This is a genomic window from Methylobacterium sp. J-072 (assembly GCF_022829425.1).
Taxonomy (GTDB): Bacteria; Pseudomonadota; Alphaproteobacteria; order Rhizobiales; family Beijerinckiaceae; genus Methylobacterium.
The window spans coordinates 96,307-114,149 of the sequence record NZ_JAKSYK010000083.1 but is presented as its reverse complement, the minus strand read 5'-3'; the positions used below and the strand labels follow the sequence as shown (position 1 = coordinate 114,149).

The 17,843-nt window shown below is 69.5% G+C and carries 16 protein-coding genes; 10 read left to right on the top strand and 6 right to left on the bottom strand.

Translation table 11 applies throughout. The features are described from left to right. Window positions 1-98: 98 nt before the first annotated feature. The 10 genes from ccmE (at window position 99) to MKK67_RS08710 (ending at window position 12,503) form a co-directional block, all read left to right on the top strand. A complete protein-coding gene (gene ccmE / locus MKK67_RS08755; RefSeq protein WP_243963467.1) occupies window positions 99-608 on the top strand; it encodes a cytochrome c maturation protein CcmE in 510 nt (169 codons plus the stop codon). 9 nt (window positions 609-617) lie between these two features. Beyond that, entirely contained in the window at window positions 618-2,624 is a 2,007-nt protein-coding gene (locus MKK67_RS08750) for a heme lyase CcmF/NrfE family subunit (protein ID WP_243963466.1), read from the top strand. 401 nt (window positions 2,625-3,025) lie between these two features. Continuing rightward, window positions 3,026-3,478: a cytochrome c-type biogenesis protein gene (locus tag MKK67_RS08745; RefSeq protein WP_243963465.1), complete on the top strand. Its 453-nt coding sequence runs from the start codon at window positions 3,026-3,028 to the stop codon at window positions 3,476-3,478. A 96-nt stretch (window positions 3,479-3,574) separates the two neighbouring features. Continuing rightward, window positions 3,575-4,231, top strand: a complete 657-nt coding sequence (locus MKK67_RS08740) for a glutathione S-transferase family protein (RefSeq protein WP_243963565.1) — start codon at window positions 3,575-3,577, stop codon at window positions 4,229-4,231. A 256-nt stretch (window positions 4,232-4,487) separates the two neighbouring features. Beyond that, complete coding sequence (locus tag MKK67_RS08735; protein WP_243963464.1) at window positions 4,488-4,973, top strand: formate dehydrogenase subunit gamma; 486 nt, start codon at window positions 4,488-4,490, stop codon at window positions 4,971-4,973. Next, on the top strand, window positions 4,970-6,529 hold the full coding sequence (locus tag MKK67_RS08730) for a formate dehydrogenase beta subunit (RefSeq protein WP_243963463.1): 1,560 nt from the start codon (window positions 4,970-4,972) through the stop codon (window positions 6,527-6,529). The genes MKK67_RS08735 and MKK67_RS08730 overlap by 4 nt, the downstream gene beginning before the upstream one ends. Window positions 6,530-6,539: 10 nt before the next feature. Then, window positions 6,540-9,401, top strand: a complete 2,862-nt coding sequence (gene fdhF / locus MKK67_RS08725; RefSeq protein ID WP_243963462.1) for a formate dehydrogenase subunit alpha — start codon at window positions 6,540-6,542, stop codon at window positions 9,399-9,401. A 4-nt stretch (window positions 9,402-9,405) separates the two neighbouring features. After that, window positions 9,406-9,699, top strand: coding sequence for a formate dehydrogenase subunit delta (locus MKK67_RS08720; RefSeq protein WP_243963460.1), 294 nt, complete (start codon window positions 9,406-9,408; stop codon window positions 9,697-9,699). A 135-nt stretch (window positions 9,700-9,834) separates the two neighbouring features. Further along, the gene (locus tag MKK67_RS08715; protein WP_243963459.1) at window positions 9,835-11,496 is read left to right on the top strand and encodes an OFA family MFS transporter; all 1,662 of its coding nucleotides are present in this window, start codon (window positions 9,835-9,837) and stop codon (window positions 11,494-11,496) included. A gap of 83 nt (window positions 11,497-11,579) precedes the next feature. Then, window positions 11,580-12,503, top strand: coding sequence for a LysR family transcriptional regulator (locus tag MKK67_RS08710; protein WP_243963458.1), 924 nt, complete (start codon window positions 11,580-11,582; stop codon window positions 12,501-12,503). Between the two features lie 6 nt (window positions 12,504-12,509). On the opposite strand, the gene MKK67_RS32570 is transcribed toward MKK67_RS08710, so the two are convergent. The 6 genes from MKK67_RS32570 to rnr all read right to left on the bottom strand — a co-directional run bounded on the left by MKK67_RS32570 (window position 12,510) and on the right by rnr (window position 17,840). Next, window positions 12,510-12,638: a hypothetical protein gene (locus MKK67_RS32570; RefSeq protein ID WP_279594898.1), complete on the bottom strand. Its 129-nt coding sequence runs from the start codon at window positions 12,636-12,638 to the stop codon at window positions 12,510-12,512. A gap of 225 nt (window positions 12,639-12,863) precedes the next feature. Then, window positions 12,864-13,031 carry a 50S ribosomal protein L33 gene (gene rpmG / locus MKK67_RS08705; RefSeq protein ID WP_007565747.1) on the bottom strand — a complete coding sequence of 56 codons (168 nt, stop codon included), beginning with the start codon at window positions 13,029-13,031 and terminating at the stop codon, window positions 12,864-12,866. A gap of 106 nt (window positions 13,032-13,137) precedes the next feature. Beyond that, window positions 13,138-14,328, bottom strand: coding sequence for an MFS transporter (locus tag MKK67_RS08700; protein WP_243963457.1), 1,191 nt, complete (start codon window positions 14,326-14,328; stop codon window positions 13,138-13,140). Further along, the gene (locus MKK67_RS08695; protein WP_243963456.1) at window positions 14,325-15,074 is read right to left on the bottom strand and encodes an NUDIX hydrolase; all 750 of its coding nucleotides are present in this window, start codon (window positions 15,072-15,074) and stop codon (window positions 14,325-14,327) included. The genes MKK67_RS08700 and MKK67_RS08695 overlap by 4 nt, the downstream gene beginning before the upstream one ends. Further along, window positions 15,025-15,495 (bottom strand): DUF983 domain-containing protein, encoded by a 471-nt coding sequence (locus MKK67_RS08690; protein ID WP_243963455.1) that lies wholly within the window; start codon window positions 15,493-15,495, stop codon window positions 15,025-15,027. Before MKK67_RS08690 ends, MKK67_RS08695 begins: the two co-directional genes overlap by 50 nt. A 23-nt stretch (window positions 15,496-15,518) precedes the next feature. Then, window positions 15,519-17,840 (bottom strand): ribonuclease R, encoded by a 2,322-nt coding sequence (rnr, locus tag MKK67_RS08685; protein WP_243963454.1) that lies wholly within the window; start codon window positions 17,838-17,840, stop codon window positions 15,519-15,521. Window positions 17,841-17,843: the final 3 nt, after the last annotated feature.

The window sequence follows — 17,843 nt, the reverse complement described above, 5'->3', positions numbered from 1 at the left end:
GACCAGCGCGCGCGCCGGGCCGACACCCTGCAAGGCTAGAATGAGAACGGTTTAGGTCTGAACGGGCACAAGCCCGACGGACCCGGGGTGGAAGAGACGTGACGCGCAAGAGCCGCCGCCTGATCCTGATCGCCGCCTGCGGCAGCGTCCTGGCGCTCGCCGTGGGGCTGATCCTGTTCGCGATGAGCGGCTCGATCGTGTTCTTCCGCTCGCCCACCGACATCGCCCAGCAGGGCATCGCCCCCGGCACCCGCCTGCGCCTCGGCGGCCTGGTCAAGGACGGCTCGCTCCGGCGCGGGCCCGACCAGACGGTGGATTTCACCGTCACCGACACCAACGCCACCGTCGAGGTCCAGTACAAGGGCCTGCTGCCCGACCTGTTCCGCGAGGGCCAGGGCGTCGTGGCCGAGGGCATGCTTGAGCCGGGCGGGCGGTTCCGCGCCGACACCGTGCTCGCCAAGCACGACGAATCGTACATGCCCCGCGAGGTCGCCGACGCCCTGAAGGCGCAGGGGCGCTGGCAGGAGGGCGGCAGCAAGGGTGGCGGGCCGCAGCAGCCCGCGACCGCCTCCAACGGCGGCACCCTCGGCCCCCGCAGCGAGCGGTAAGGAAACCGGATGATCGTCGAGACCGGCCATTTCGCGCTCGCGCTTGCGCTGGCGATCTCCCTCGTCCAGATGGTGATGCCGGTCTGGGCGGCGCGCTCGGGCGACCCGGCCCTGCGCCAGGTCGCCTCGCAGGCGGCGCTCGGTGCCTTCGCGTGCGTGCTGTTCGCTTTCGCGGCGCTGACCTGGGCGCACGTCACCTCGGACTTCTCGGTCCAGAACGTGGTCGAGAACTCGCACACCCAGAAGCCGCTGATCTACAAGTTCTCCGGCGTCTGGGGGAACCACGAGGGCTCGATGCTCCTCTGGGTCCTGATCCTGACCCTGTTCGGCGCCTGCGTGGCGGCGGCCAAGAATTCCGTGCCGCCGCGGCTGCGCGCCAACACGCTGGGCGTGCAGGGCCTGATCACCTTCGTGTTCGTGCTGTTCATCATCACGACCTCGAACCCGTTCAGCCGCGTGGTCCCAGCCCCGCTGGAGGGCAACGACCTCAACCCGCTGCTGCAGGATGTCGGCCTCGCGATCCACCCGCCGCTCCTCTACATCGGCTATGTCGGCTTCTCGATCAGCTTCGCCTTCGCGGTGGCCGCCCTGATCGATGGGCGGATCGACGCGGTCTGGGCGCGGGCCGTGCGGCCCTGGACGCTGGCCGCCTGGTCGTTCCTGACGCTGGGCATCGCGATGGGCTCGTACTGGGCCTATTACGAGCTCGGCTGGGGCGGCTGGTGGTTCTGGGATCCGGTCGAGAACGCCTCCCTGATGCCCTGGATCGCCGGCACGGCGCTGCTGCACTCCACCGTGGTGATGGAGAAGCGCGACGCCCTCAAGGTCTGGACGGTGCTGCTCGCCATCCTGACCTTCTCGCTGTCGCTGATCGGCACCTTCCTGGTCCGCTCCGGGGTGATCACCTCGGTGCATTCGTTCGCCACCGACCCGACCCGCGGCGTCTTCATCCTGGCGATCCTGATCCTGTTCATCGGCGGCTCGCTGACGCTGTTCGCCTGGCGGGCGCCGCTGCTGCGCCAGGGCGGCCTGTTCGCCCCGATCTCCCGTGAGGGCGCTCTCGTCCTCAACAACCTGTTCCTCGTGGCCGCCTGCGCCACGGTGCTGGTGGGGACGCTCTACCCGCTCCTCTTGGAGATGCTGACCGGGGAAAAGATCACGGTCGGGCCGCCCTTCTTCAACGCGACCTTCATCCCCCTGGCGATCCCGCTCCTGCTGATCGTCCCGTTCGGCCAGGCACTCGCCTGGAAGCGCGGAGACGTGCTCGCCGCCTCGCAGCGCCTGTTCGCGGCGCTCGCTGTCGCCCTGGTGGTTGGCTTCGCGGTCCTGGCCCTGACCTGGGGCGGCCCCGTGATGGCGCCCGTCGGGATCGGGCTCGGCGCCTACCTGCTGATCGGCTCGGTCCTGGAGATCGTCTCCCGGGCCCGGGGCTTCGGCTCCAGCCGGACCCGCGATCTCGGCCAGATCGGCCGCCGGGCCATCGGCCTGCCGCGCTCGGCCTGGGGCACCGCGCTCGCCCATGCCGGCGTCGGCGTCGTGGTGATCGGCATCGCCGCGCAGGGCTGGGCCACCGAGGGGCTGGCGACGCTCAAGCCCGGCCAGACCCTCACGTCCGGCCCCTACACGGCGACCCTCGACCGGGTCGCGCCCCGCGCCGGCCCGAACTACGAGGAGGCCGCCGCCTTCCTGACGATCCGTACGCGCTCCGGCGACGAGGTCGGCCATGTCGAGACCGGCAAGCGCTTCTACCCGAGCCGCAAGATGTCGGTGACCGAGTCGGGCCTGCTGACCATCGGGGCGAGCCAGGTCTATGCCAGTCTCGGCGAGATCGGCCAGGACGGCGGTGTCGGCGTGCGCCTCTATTACAAGCCGCTGGTGCTGATGATCTGGCTCGGCGCCGTGGTCATGGCGCTGGGCGGCGGCCTGTCGCTCACCGACCGCCGGATGCGCGTCGGCGTCCCGGCCAAGGCGCGGGCTCGGGCGATGCCGAACGCGGCTGTGGTGCCGGCCGAGTGATGGCCTGGAGTCTCGCAACAGGCGTGGACGCCGTCGAAGCTCTCCCTCCCTCTTCTGTGGGCAACGGGCTTCTCGCGTCTCCGGTCGAGACGCGGGTCCCCTCTCCCGTGCGGGAGAGGGACAGGGTGAGGGATGCGACTTCTCCGGAAAAACCTGGTCCCTCACCCCAACCCTCTCCCGCACGGGAGAGGGGGGGCGTCGCGGCCTACGCAATGCGTTGTGTGAACATCCAAGGCTCTGCTTTGGTGAGAAACCTGCTCATCGAAGGAGGAGCGGGGCAGCGCGACGCTCCAAAGTTTTGCGCCCGTCGCGGCCCGTCCGGTGCCGTCACAACCCTCTCCTGGCCCCTGCTAACGCAGGAGCCCCCATTTTCTCCCAAAGAGGCGAGAGGGAGGGCACGGATGCGCCTCGCCTTCGCGCTCTTCGCCGCCCTTGCGTTCGCCGCTCCGGCCCACGCCGTCCAGCCCGACGAGGTGCTGAAGGATCCAGTGCTGGAGCACCGCGCCCGAGAGATTTCCTCGGAATTGCGCTGCCTCGTCTGCCAGAACCAGTCGATCGACGATTCCGACGCGCCGCTGGCCAAGGACCTGCGCGTGATCGTGCGCGAGCGCCTGCAGAAGGGCGACACCGATCCGGCGGTGCTGCGCTATGTCGTCGACCGCTACGGCGAGTTCGTGCTGCTGCGGCCGGTCTTCGCCCTGCACACGCTGCTGCTGTGGCTGACACCGATCCTGGCGGTGCTGCTCGGCGGCTTCGGGATCTGGCGTCTCGCGCGCCGCCGGCCGGCCGCACCGGTCCGGACCCTGACGCCGGCCGAGGAGGCGGAGGTCGCCGCGCTGCTGCGACGGGAGTAGGATCGGGCCCATCGCGATTCGCCTGTCCGATTCGGCATGAGTCTTGGATCCGGCAGAACCGATCGCATGATCGGCGACGCGCCCGGGGTAGAGACGATGACCGCCGCCACGCTCACCATCTCCAGCCGCAACTACTCGTCCTGGTCCCTGCGAGGCTGGCTGATCTGCCGGATGGCGGGGCTCGACTTCGACACCGAGGTGCTGTCGGGCACGGACGCCACGAGCCGCGCCGAGCTGCTGCACCTGTCCCCGTCCTTCCTGGTGCCGCGCCTGCGCCACGGCGACGTGGTGGTCTGGGACACCCTCGCGATTGCCGAATATCTCGGCGAGACCTTTCCGGATGCGGGCTTCCTGCCCCGCGATGTCGCTGAGCGCGCCCATTGCCGCTCCATCGCGGGCGAGATGCATTCCGGCTTCGTCAATTTGCGCTCGGCCCTGCCGATGAACCTGCGCGCCTTCCATCCGGGCTTCCGGGTGTTCAACGGCGCCAAGGCCGATATCGAGCGCATCGTCACGATCTTCGACGATTGCCTGGACCGCTATGACGGACCGTTCCTGTTCGGCGACCGCCCCGGCCTCGCCGATGCCCTCTACGCCCCGGTCTGCACGCGCTTTCGCACCTACGACGTGGCGCTCCCGCCCTGGGCGGCGGCCTACCGGGACACGATCCTGCATTGGCCGCTGATGATCGAATGGGCCGAGGCCGCCGCCGACGAGCCGGACGAGATCGAAGAGCTGGACATGGAATTCTGAGACGCCGTTTCCTAGCCGGCTGCAGTTTCTTGCATGGCACAAATCGATGTTGCGGCGCACGCAAGAATTTTCGGCAGCTTGCGAGCAGCAGAAACCAGCGATTTAAGAAAGACTTATCGCGTCGTCCGACCGCGACCATCGCACGGGTGACAGGTCAACAGAGATCCTTTGTCGGCCGACCGGACTGCGCCATTGATGGGGTTCGGCATTTCTGTTCCACTTCGCATTAGAAGAAGAACAGACTGGGCTGGAAACCATGGCGGGTCACGAGCCCTGGAGTGCGGAACGCGCGACCGGGATCATTGCTGAGCACACCCATCTCGAAGGCGCGACGCTGCCGATCCTGCACGCGCTGCAGGCGACCTTCGGGTACGTCGATGGGGGCGCCGTGCCGCTCATCGCCGATGCGCTGAACCTGTCGCGCGCGGAGGTGCATGGCTGCATCACCTTCTACCATGACTTCCGCGCCCATCCGGCCGGCCGTCACGAGGTGAAGCTGTGCCGGGCCGAGGCCTGTCAGGCCATGGGCTCGGACAAGCTCCACCGCGAGATTTTGGGCCGCCTGGGCTGCGGCTGGCACGAGACCACCGCCGACGGCAGTGCCACGGTGGAGCCGGTCTACTGCCTCGGCCTCTGCGCCAACGGCCCCGCAGCCCTCATCGACGGCGAGCCGGTGGCCCACCTGACCGCCGACGCCCTCGACGAGGCGCTGGCCCAAACCAAGCGGGAGACCCGCCAGTGAGCGTCACCCTTTACGTCCCCCGGGACGCCGTAGCCCTCGGCCTCGGCGCCAACAAGGTCGCCCGGGCCCTGTTCGCGGGCGCCGAGCGCCGCGGCCTCGACGTGACCATCGTGCGCACCGGCTCGCGCGGCCTGTTCTGGCTCGAGCCGATGGTGGAGGTCGCCACGCCCGAGGGCCGGATCGCCTACGGGCCGGTCAAGGTCGCGGATGTCGACGCCCTGCTCGATGCCGGCCTCGCCACCGGAGGCGATCACCCCCTGCGCCTTGGCGACCCCCAAAAAATCCCGTTCCTCGCCCGGCAGCAGCGCCTCACCTTCCATCGCTGCGGCGTGATCGATCCGGTCTCGGTTGCCGATTACCGCGCCCATGGCGGCTATCGCGGGCTCGAGGCGGCGCTGAAGCTCGACGCCGAGGGCATCGTCGCGGCGGTGCGCGATTCCGGCCTGCGTGGCCGCGGCGGCGCAGGCTTCCCGGCCGGCATCAAGTGGAACACGGTGATGCTCGCCGCCGCGGATCAGAAATACGTCGTCTGCAATGCCGACGAGGGCGATTCCGGCACCTTCGCCGACCGGATGATGATGGAGGGCGACCCCTTCAACCTCATCGAGGGCATGACCATCGCGGCCGTCGCCACCGGCGCGACCCGGGGCTACATCTACCTGCGCTCCGAATACCCGCAGGCCTTCGCGACCTTGAAGGAAGCGATCGCCAACGGCATCGAGGCCGGCGTCCTCGGCGACGATATCCTGGGATCCGGCAAGACCTTCCATCTGGAGGTCCGGCTCGGGGCGGGCGCCTATATCTGCGGCGAGGAGACCTCGCTGCTGGAGAGCCTGGAGGGCAAGCGCGGCATCGTGCGGGCGAAACCCCCGATCCCGGCGCTGAAGGGCTTTTTGGGCAAGCCGACGCTGGTCAACAACGTCATGACCTTCACGGCCGTGCCGTGGATCCTCGAGAACGGCGCCGGGGCCTACGCCGATTACGGCATGGGCCGCTCGCTCGGTACCTTGCCGATCCAGCTCGCCGGCAACATCAAGCATGGCGGCCTGATCGAACTCGCCTTCGGGGTGACCCTGCGCGAGGTGATCGAGGATTACGGCGGCGGCACCCGCTCAGGGAGGCCGGTGCGGGCCGTACAGGTCGGCGGGCCGCTTGGGGCTTACTTCCCCGACCACCTGCTCGACACGCCCCTCGATTACGAGGCGATGGCGGCCAAGAAGGGCCTCGTCGGCCATGGCGGCATCGTGGTGTTCGACGACACCGTCGACATGGCGAGCCAAGCCCGCTTCGCCTTCGAGTTCTGCGCCACCGAATCCTGCGGCAAGTGCACCCCCTGCCGCATCGGCGCGACCCGTGGCGTCGAGACCATGGACAAGGTCATCGCCGGCATCCGGCCGGAGACGAACCTCAAGCTGATCGAAGACCTCTGCGAGGTCATGACCGATGGGTCGCTCTGCGCCATGGGCGGGCTGACGCCGATGCCCGTGATGAGCGCGATCACCCATTTCCCCGAGGATTTTGTCCGCGCGGGCTCGCTGCCTGCCGCGGCGGAGTGAAGAGGCTTCCATGGCCCTCATCAAAGAGATCGACTACGGCACGCCGATCCGCGTCGCGGAGCAGACCGTCACCCTGACGATCGACGGCATGGACGTGACGGTTCCGGCCGGCACCTCCGTGATGGCGGCGGCGATGCATGCCGGCACGCAGATCCCGAAGCTGTGCGCCACCGACAGCCTGGAGCCGTTCGGCTCCTGCCGCCTCTGTCTCGTGGAGATCGAGGGGCGGCGCGGCACGCCGGCCTCCTGCACCACCCCGGCCGAGAACGGCATGGTCGTGCGCACGCAGACCGACAAGCTCGCCAAGCTCCGCAAGGGCGTGATGGAGCTCTACATCTCCGATCACCCGCTGACCTGCCTGACCTGCGCTGCCAACGGCGACTGCGAATTGCAGGACATGGCCGGCGTCGTCGGCCTGCGCGACGTCCGCTACGGCTACGAGGGCGACAACCACGTCGTGCCGACGGCGGAAAAGTATCTGCCCAAGGACGAGTCGAACCCGTACTTCACGTACGATCCGTCGAAGTGCATCGTCTGCAACCGCTGCGTCCGCGCCTGCGAGGAGGTGCAGGGCACCTTCGCGCTGACCATCGCGGGCCGCGGCTTCGACAGCCGCGTGGCGGCGGGCCCGACGAACTTCATGGAATCGGAGTGCGTCTCCTGCGGCGCCTGCGTGCAGGCCTGTCCGACGGCCACGTTGCAGGAAAAGTCGATCCACGAATTCGGCCAGCCCGAGCACGCCGAGGTGACGACCTGCGCCTATTGCGGCGTCGGCTGCTCGTTCAAGGCCGAGATGCAGGGCACCCGCGTCGTCCGTATGGTGCCGTTCAAGGGCGGCAAGGCCAACGAGGGCCATAGCTGCGTCAAGGGCCGCTTCGCCTACGGCTACGCCACCCACAAGGACCGCATCACCAAGCCGATGATCCGGGCCAAGATCACGGATCCGTGGCGCGAGGTTTCTTGGGAGGAGGCGATCAGCCACGCGGCCTCCGAGTTCAAGCGGATCCAGGCCACCTACGGCAAGGATTCGGTCGGCGGCATCACCTCGTCGCGCTGCACCAACGAGGAGGCCTACCTCGTCCAGAAGCTCGTGCGCGCCGCCTTCGGCAACAACAACGTCGATACCTGCGCCCGCGTCTGCCACTCGCCCACCGGCTACGGCCTGATGTCGACGCTCGGCACCTCGGCCGGCACCCAGGACTTCAAGTCGGTCGAGCAGTCCGACGTGATCCTGGTGATCGGCGCCAACCCGACCGACGGCCATCCGGTGTTCGGCTCGCGGATGAAGAAGCGCCTCCGGCAAGGGGCGAAGCTGATCGTTGCGGATCCCCGCAAGATCGACTTGGTGAAGTCGCCCCACATCAAGGCCGATTACCATCTGCCGCTGAAGCCCGGCTCCAACGTCGCCTTCATCAACTCGCTGGCGCACGTCATCGTAACCGAGGGGCTGATCGACGAAGCCTATGTCCGCGAGCGCTGCGATCTCGCCGAGTTCGAGACCTGGGCCCGGTTCATCGCCGAGGAGCGCCACTCCCCCGAGTCGCAGCAGACCTTCACCGGCCTCGACCCGGCCGAAGTCCGCGCGGCGGCCCGGCTCTACGCCACGGGCGGCGCGGCCGGCATCTATTACGGCCTCGGCGTCACCGAGCACAGCCAGGGCTCGACCATGGTGATGGGCATGGCCAACATCGCCATGGCCACCGGCAACATCGGCAAGCTCGGCGCCGGCGTGAACCCGCTGCGCGGCCAGAACAACGTCCAGGGCTCCTGCGACATGGGCTCGTTCCCGCACGAGTTCACCGGCTACCGCCACGTCTCGGACGATGCCACCCGTGAGAGCTTCGAGGCCCTCTGGGGCGCCAAGCTCGACGGCGCGCCGGGCCTGCGCATCACCAACATGCTGGACGAGGCCGTCGATGGCGCGTTCAAGGGCCTGTACATCCAGGGCGAGGACATCGCGCAGTCGGATCCCGACACGCACCACGTCACCTCCGGCCTCAAGGCGATGGAATGCATCGTCATCCAGGACCTGTTCCTGAACGAGACCGCCAAATACGCCCACGTCTTCCTGCCGGGCGCTTCGTTCCTGGAGAAGGACGGCACCTTCACCAACGCCGAGCGCCGCATCTCCCGCGTGCGCAAGGTGATGCCCCCGATGGGCGGCTACGGCGACTGGGAGGGCACGGTGCTGCTCTCGAACGCGCTGGGCTACAAGATGGAATACAGCCACCCGTCCGAGATCATGGACGAGATCGCGGGCCTGACCCCGAGCTTCACCGGCGTGTCCTACGCCAAGCTCGACGAGCTGGGCTCGGTGCAGTGGCCCTGCAACGAGAAGGCGCCGCTCGGTACCCCGATGATGCACGTGGACCGCTTCGTCCGCGGCAAGGGCCGGTTCATGATCACCGAGTTCGTGGCCACCGAGGAGCGGACGGGGGCGAAGTTCCCGCTGATCCTGACCACGGGCCGGATCCTGTCCCAGTACAATGTCGGCGCGCAGACCCGGCGCACCGAGAACTCGCGCTGGCACGAGGAGGACGTGCTGGAGATCCACCCGTTCGACGCGGAGCTGCGCGGTGTGGTCGACGGTGATCTGGTCTCGCTGGAGAGTCGGTCCGGCGACATCGCCCTGAAGGCCAAGGTCTCGGAGCGGATGCAGCCCGGCGTGGTCTACACCACGTTCCACCACGCCAAGACCGGCGCCAACGTCATCACCACCGACTACTCGGACTGGGCGACCAACTGCCCGGAATACAAGGTGACGGCGGTGCAGGTCCGGCGGACCAACCGGCCGTCCGACTGGCAGGCGAAGTTCTACGAGGAGGATTTCTCGTTGACGCGCATCGCCCAGCGCCTCGACGCGGCGGAGTGAGCCGATGAGCGCGCAGACCCAGGAGGACAAGCTCCTCCGGATGGCGAACCAGATCGCCACGTTCTTCCGGTCCTACCCGGAGGACGAGGCGGTGGCCGGGGTGCACAAGCACATCACGGCCTTCTGGACGCCCAAGATGGTCTCGAAGCTCGAGGCCGCCCTGCCGGCGATGGGCGACCGGGCCGACAGCCTGGTGCAGCGGGCCCTGCGCGGCGCCGAGCCCCTGGCCGAGAGCCCGGTGCGCCCGGCGACCCGCGATCCGCAGAAGCTCGGCGAGGGCGCCAGCGACGCCGGCTGATCCGGGCGCCCCGCAGTCGAACCAAGATCTGGATTGCGCGCCAGATGTTTCCGCGTGCTGGCACCCGGCAGCCGGAACGGTTAAGACTGCGCCGCGGCAAGACTCGCTCAAGAGAGTCGGCCCGGAGGAGTCGCGATGCATTCAGAACTAGCGGGCGCGGTCGCGTCCGGGAGCGCTCACGGCTGGTTGTCCCGTGAACGCATCGTCGCCAAACCGGGCTTCAATCGCTGGCTGGTCCCACCCGCGGCCCTGGCGATCCATCTCTGCATCGGCATGTCCTATGGGCTGTCGGTATTCTGGTTGCCGCTGAGCCGGGCACTCTCCGTCGGCCAGCCCGCACCCGCCGCCTGCCCCGACATGGGCGTGATCACGGCCCTGTTCACCACCACCTGCGACTGGCGGGTCAGCGACCTCGTCATCGTCTTCTCGATCGGGATCGTCATGCTCGGCCTCTCGGCCGCCGTGTTCGGCGGCTGGCTGGAGCGGGCCGGGCCGCGCAAGGCTGGCATCGCCGCGGCCCTGTGCTGGGGCGGCGGCTTCCTGATCGGCGCGCTGGGCGTCTATCTCCACCAGCTCTGGTTGGTCTGGCTCGGCATGGGCCTAATCGGCGGCATCGGGCTGGGGCTCGGCTACATCTCCCCGGTCTCGACGCTCATCAAATGGTTCCCCGACCGGCGCGGCATGGCTACCGGCATGGCGATCATGGGTTTTGGCGGCGGCGCGATGATCGGCTCGCCCTTGGCCGACGGCCTGATCAAGACCTTCCGCAGCGCCGAGTCCGTCGGCGTCTGGCAGACGCTGGCCGTGATGGGGCTCGGCTACATCGTGTTCATGTTGGGCGGCGCCTTCGGCTACCGGGTCCCGCCGGCGGGCTGGAAGCCGGACGGTTGGACCCAACCGGCGGCCAAGAACGCCATGATCGCCTCGGGCCACGTCCACCTGCGGGACGCGCACAAGACCTTCCAGTTCTGGATGATCTGGCTGGTGCTCTGCCTCAACGTCTCGGCCGGGATCGGCGTGCTGGCGCTGGCCTCGCCGATGCTTCAGGAGATTTTCGGCGGCGCCTTGATCGGGCTGCCCGGCACCGGCTTCTCCGCCCTCGATGCCGGCCAGAAGGCCCAGATCGCCGCGATCGCGGCCGGCTTCGTCGGCTTGCTGTCGCTGTTCAACATCCTGGGCCGATTCTTCTGGGCCTCAATGTCGGACCGGATCGGCCGCAAGCTCACCTACGCGATCTTCTTCGCGCTGGGCGGCGTGCTCTACGCCGCCGCGCCCTGGGCCGCCGGGATCGGCTCGCAGGCACTGTTCGTCGCGTTCTTCTGCGTGATCCTGTCGATGTATGGCGGCGGCTTCGCGACGATCCCCGCCTACCTCGCCGACGTGTTCGGGACGCAGTTCGTGGGCGCGATCCACGGCCGCCTGCTCACCGCGTGGTCCACCGCCGGCATCGTCGGGCCGTTCGTGGTCACCAAGATCCGCGAGGCCCAGGCCGCCGCCGGGGTGCAGGGTGCGGATCTCTACGGGCGGACGATGTACGTGCTGGCGGCGTTCCTGGCCGCCGGGTTCGTCTGCAACCTGCTGATTCGGCCGCTGGCCGGCCGCTGGTTCATGTCCGAGTCCGAGCGCGCCGCCCTCGACGCCCGGGCCGGAGCCGCCTCCGTGCGTGCCTCGGGCTCGTTCGGCATCGGCCGGGGCGGGTTCAGCGCCGGGGCCGCGCTGGCCTGGGCGGTGGTCGGCATCCCGATCCTCTGGGGGATCGGCATCACCCTGTCGAAGGCGTTCATCCTGTTCCGCTGAGCTGGCCTGTTGTGGCCGGACGGGCGGGTGATTACGTTCTGGCATGCCACTGCGTGCCGGCATGAGTCGTTCGGAATGCCCCCGTGATCGACAAGCTGGATTTCCTGCTCGCGCTCGCCCGCGAGCAGCATTTCGGCCACGCCGCCGAGACCTGCGGGGTGACGCAGCAGACCCTCTCGGCCGGCGTGAAGCAGCTGGAGAATCGCTTCGGCGTGCAGCTCGTGTTGCGCGGCTCGCGCTTCCAGGGCTTCACCCCGGAGGGTGAGCGGGTTCTCGAATGGGCGCGCCGCATCGTGGCCGACGCGCGGGCGATGCACGAGGAGGTCACCGGCCTGCGCCGGGGTCTGACCGGGCACCTGCGCATCGCCGCGATCCCCACGGCCCTGCCGATGATCGTGAGCCTGACCACCCCGTATGGCGAGCGCCACCCGGACGTGCGGCTGACGGTCGAATCCGCGGCCTCGGCCGACATCTTCTCGCTGATCGAGAACCTGGAGGCCGATGCCGGCCTGACCTACCTCGACAACGAGCCCCTGGGCCGGGTCGTCTCGGTGCCGCTCTACCGGGAGCGTTATCGCTTGGTGACGGCCGATGGCGGCCCGTTCGACGGCCGCAGCAGCGTCACCTGGGCCGAAACCGGCCGCTTGCCGCTCTGCCTTCTGACCCCGAACATGCAGAACCGGCGGATCATCGACCAGCAGATCCGCGAATCGGGCGCTGAGCCGGTCGCGACGCTCGAATCGAACTCGATGATCGTGCTGATGACCCATGTGCGCAGCCTGCGCTGGGCCTCGATCATGCCGGAGATCCTGGTGGACGCCCTCGGGCCGATGGCGGGGGTGCGGGCGATCCCGATCACCGCGCCGGACCTGGAGCACACGATCGGCCTCGTCGCCCCGCGGCGCGAACCCTCGACCCCGATGGTGACCGCCCTCGTCGCCATCGCCCGGACCCTGGCGCGGACGCTCGATCCCGAACTGTCCGGGGCGGTGGTGCCGGGCGCGTGAGCCGTGTCAGGCCGGGGCCGACAGGCTCCGCCAGAGGCCGCGAACCGCCCGATAGGGCAGCAGCGGCAGCTTGAGGACGATGCGGGCCGCGAGAACCGCCAGGACGATCACCATCGTCAGCAGCATTTTCGACATCGTGTGCGCGCTCCAATGACCGGTCCGGCCAATGCGGGGGGATGCGGATCCCGGCGCGGCGTCAGGCAGCGCCCGAATCGCGGCGACACTACGGCGTGGCACTGGGCTGGGGCCGACCACCGGAGGACGGATCGGTGCGCGCATAGAAAAAGCCGCCCCGTCCCCGGAGCGGCTCATCGGATCGGCTGAGGCCTGAGGGCGGCCTCAAACCTTCTCGATCTTGCCTTACTTGATCTTGGTTTCCTTGAACTCGACGTGCTTGCGCGCCACCGGATCGTACTTGCGCATCGTCAGCTTCTCGGTCTGCGTGCGGGAGTTCTTCTTGGTGACGTAGAAATAGCCGGTGTCGGCGGTGGAGATGAGCTTGATCTTGACGGTGACGGCCTTGGCCATGGCGCGGCGCTCCTGCAGGGTGCGGCATTCCGCGTGAGCGAAACGCAAATGGCCGGGAAAGCCCGGCCGAATACGGGCGGGTCAATGCCCGATCGGGTCGGTCAGGTCAAGACCGGGGGGAGGATCGCTCCATCGTGGCGAGGCTCAACGAGAAGGCCATGAACAGGGTGAGCAGCGCCCAGGCGAAGCCGTGCGGCGGCACGAGGTCGAGGCCGCCGCCGATCAGGGGCGGTCCCAGCATCAGGCCGACATTGTACAGCACCACGAAGGCCGCGTTGGCGCCCGCGAGATCGGTGGCCGGAACCCGGTCGCCCAAGGTGGTCAGGCCGACCGTGTAGAGCGTGCCGGCGATGCCGCCCCACAGGAACAGGACGAGGCCGAGGGCCACCGGCGAACCGGAGGCCAGCGGGATCAGGGCCGAGCCCGCGGCGCCGCCGAGGCCCGCGCCGAGGAGCACCGCGCGCCGGTCGAAGCGGTCGGCGAGCCAGCCGAACGGGATCTGGAACAGCACGTTGCCGAGCGCGATCAGGCTGACGAGGCCGGCCGCGCCCTGCGCGTCGTAGCCGAGGCGCAGCCCGTAGAGCGGCAGGATCGCGAAGATCCCGGTCTCCACCGCCCCGTAGGCGAGGGCGGCGAGCAGCGCCCCGGGGGCGAGGCGCAGATAGGCCAGGATGCTGCGGCCGGAGCCGTGCTCGATGGTCGGCGACAGCCCTCGGGCGAGGACGATCGGCAGGCCGCCGGCCAGCATCAGGGCTGCGCCGGTCAGGTAGGGCGCCAAGCCCTCGGTTCCGACCAGCGCCAGCAGGGCCGGGCCCACCGCGAAGCCGGCGGCCAGCACGGTCGCGTAGATGCCCATCACCAGGCCGCGCCGCTCCGGCGGGGCTGCCGCGTTGATCCAGTACTCGGAGAGCACGAACAGCGCGCCCAGCGTCATCGAGAACACGAAGCGCAGGGGGAACCACAGGGCGATGCCCGGAACCATCGGGAAGGCCGCGAGGCTCACTGCCCCCACGATCAGCGCCAGGCACAGGAGCCGTGCGACGCCGATCCGCGACGCCAGCCGCGGCACGAACGGCACCGTGCAGATGCTGGCGACACCCGCGATCGCGGTGTTGAGCCCAATCACGGTGCTCGACGCGCCGCGCCGCTCCATCTCGATCGACAGGAGCGGGATGGACAGGCTCAGCCCGATCCCGACGACGGTGACGCAAGCGATGGCGGCGGTGATCGCCGCCACGGTGTCCGGCCCGATCCCGCTTGGCGCGACGATCCGGTCCGGCCTCTCGGACACATTCACAAGGCGACCCGTTCGCGGCGGCCGTAGCGCTCGTAATGGAAGGGGATCATCCGGTACGGCGCGAAATCGACGGCGATCTGCGCCTCGAGATCGTCGAGGACGGCCCGGGTGATGAACGGCAGGTCGAGCTTGCGCGCCGCGTCGAGGCGGACCCAGGCAAGCTCGGTGAATTCGGAATCCGGGCTCACCCGGCCCGGCTCCTCGGCCGCGACCATCCGGCGGTCGATGGCGAAGAAGCGCGTGTCGAACCGGCGCACGCGCTTGGGCGGCGTGATCGCCCGGGCGACCAGATGCAGCGCCTCCAGGTCCGGCAGGATTCCGTGCCGGGCAAAAACCTCCCAGCCCTCCGGCGCGGTCTCGGGGGCGCCGTGCTCGGTCGTACCCAGCAACAGGCCGGTCTCCTCATAGGTTTCCCGGATGGCGGCGAGCGCCAGCGCCCGGCCGAGATGGTGCGGCGGCCGGGAGACCTGCCGGGTGAGCGCGGCCTCGGCATAATCGGGCAGGGCGCCGGCCACCGGCATGTGGCGGTCGCCGAGCTCGATCCGGCCGCCCGGGAACACGAACTGCCCCGGCATGAACGCGAGTTTCGGGTTCCGCCGGCCCATCAGGACCTTCGGGCCGCCTTTGCCGCGCCGGTCGAGCACGATTAGGGTCGCGGCGTCCCGCGGGCGCAGGCGCGCCGGGGACGGCTTCGGCTCAGGGCTGGTCGGGATCTCGGATTCCTGCTGCGGCTCCGGCTGCGGCAAGGCGCGTCTCCTTCAACCCCGAGACGGGGCGGCCCCGCGGTAACGTGGCGAAGCCTTGCATGCCAAGGGCATATTGCAACCCGACGACCGCGCCCTTGACCGGCTGGAGCAGCGCGAGGGCGAAGAGCAGCGTAAAGACCGGCCAGATGCCCATCTCGACCCAGAGCGGGACGTCGTAATTGGTCTCGGTCTCTAGGATCAGGTAGCCGACGATGTGGCCGACGATGAAGATCACCGCGTAGGGCGGCAGGTCGTCGGCCCGGTGGTGGTGCAGTTCGAGGCCGCAGGCATCGCATTCCGGCCGCACCTTGAGGAAGCGCCCGAAGATCCGGCCCTGGCCGCAATGCGGACAGCGACCGATGAAGCCGCGCGCCATCGCGGGGATCAGGCGGGTGCGCACGGGAATCGCGTCGGTGGCCATGTCCAGGGTCTACACCGGCCGGGTCACCGGCGCGAGCCGCGATGGCGCGTACCGGCGTTGCGGATGCCAGGCGGACGCCCCGACGCCGCCGCCTTGAACGGGCGGCCGCCGGGCTTCCGGCCGCCGCCATCCTTGCCAGACCCGGCGCGGGTCTTGCCCTCGCTGAGCAGCTCGAAGCGGAGCGCGCCGGCCACGGGCGCGGCCTCCACCAGGCGGACCTCGACCCGGTCGCCGAGCCGGAAGGTCTCGCCGCTGCGCTCGCCCACCAGGGCGTGGCGGGCCTCCTCGTGGCGGAAATAGTCGGCGCCGAGCTGCGAGATCGGCACGAACCCGTCCGCCCCGGTCTCGTCGAGCTTGATGAACAGGCCCGACCGGGTGACGCCCGCGATCTGCCCCGCGAAGGTTGCGCCGATCCGGTCGACCAGATGGTGGGCGATCAGCCGGTCGATGGTCTCGCGCTCGGCTGCCATGGCGCGGCGTTCGGCCGCCGAGATCTGTTCGCCGACCTGCGCGAGTTCGCCCAGGGACACCTCCGGCGGCAGGCCGTCGGAGCCGAGGCGGCAGGCGGTGATCAGCGCCCGGTGCACGATCAGGTCGGCGTAGCGCCGGATCGGCGAGGTGAAATGCGCGTAGCGGCGCAGGTTCAAGCCGAAATGGCCGAGATTCTCGGCGGCGTAGACGGCCTGCGCCTGGGAGCGCAGCACCACCTCGTTGATGAAGGTCGCGTGCTCGCTGCCCGCCACCGATCCGAGGATGCGGTTGAACAGGGCGGGGCGCAGCGCGCCTTCCTTGGGCAGCTTGATCCCGACCGAGGCCAGAACCTCGCCGAGCGCCTGCATCTTCTCCTGCGCCGGCTCGTCGTGGACCCGGTAGATCAGCACCTGCTTGGCCGCCTCCAGGGTCTCGGCCGCGGCGACGTTGGCCTGGATCATGAACTCCTCGATCAGCCGGTGCGCGTCGAGGCGCTCCGGCACGATCACCCGGTCGACCGCGCCCTCGGGCGACAGCAGCACCTTGCGCTCAGGCAGGTCGAGGGCCAACGGGCCGCGGCGGTCGCGCGCCTCGCGCAGGGCGGCGTAGGCCGTCCAGAGCGGATTCAGGACCGTCTCCAGCAGCGGCCCGGTGGTGGCGTCCGGCTGGCCGTCGATGGCGGCTTGCGCCTGCGCGTAGGCGAGCTTGGCGCGCGAGCGCATCATCACCCGGTGGAACGTGTGGCGCCGCTTCACGCCGTCGGCGGCGATCACCATCCGGACCGCGATGGCCGGGCGGTCCTCGCCCTCGCGCAGGGAGCAGAGATCGTTCGAGATCCGCTCCGGCAGCATCGGCACGACGCGATCGGGGAAGTAGACCGAGTTGCCCCGCTCCAGCGCCTCGCGGTCGAGGCTCGAACCGGGGCGGACGTAAGCCGCGACATCCGCGATGGCGACGGTGACGATGAAGCCGCCCGGATTGGCCGGGTCGGGATCGGCCTCGGCCATCACGGCGTCGTCGTGGTCCTTGGCGTCGGGCGGGTCGATGGTCAGCAGCGGGCGGTCGCGCCAATCCTCGCGGCCTTTGAGCGAGGCGGGTGCGGCGGCGTCGGCCTCCGCCAGGGTCGGGTCTGAAAAAACGTGCGGGATGTTGTGCAGGTGGAGCGCGATCAGGCTCACGGCCTTCTCGGAACCGAGCGAGCCGAGCCGCTCCCGGACGCGCCCCCGCGGCAGGCCGAAGCGCGTCTCGCGCTCCAGCGACACGCTGACGAGGTCGCCGTCCCGGGCCTGGCCCTCTTCACCCGGCGGGATCAGGATCTCGCGGCCCTGCGAGCGCTTCTCCACCGGCACGATCCGGCCGCCCTGCGCGCCGGCCCGGTAGACGCCGATGATCTCGGCCTTGTTCTTGCCGATGACCTTGATGACCCGGCCGGTATAGCCGCCCTCGGCGTCGCGCTCGACCCGGACCAGGGCCCGGTCGCCGATCCCGGCCGCCGGCCGGTTGCCCTTGCGCGGCCCGCGCGGCTGGACGAGCACGATTGCTGGCGGCTTGCCGGTGCCGGTCCATTCCACCGGAACCGCCAGGAAGTCGCCGTGCCGGTCGCGCGAGCGGATATCGGTCAGCACCACCGGCGGCAGGCGACCCGCAGTCGCGAGGCCGCCGCGCCCGCGATCGACGGCACCGTCCTCCTCGATCTCCTTAAGGATGCGCTTCAGGTCGATCTTGGCCGCACCCTTGATGCCGAACGCCTTGGCGATCTCCCGCTTGCCGACGGGTTCCGTCGCCTCGGCCACGAAGGCGAGGATCTGCTCGCGGGTGGGGAAGGGCGGGGGAGCGGCGGGTTCGGCCGCCTCTGCGCTGATGCGTGGTGCCAAAAG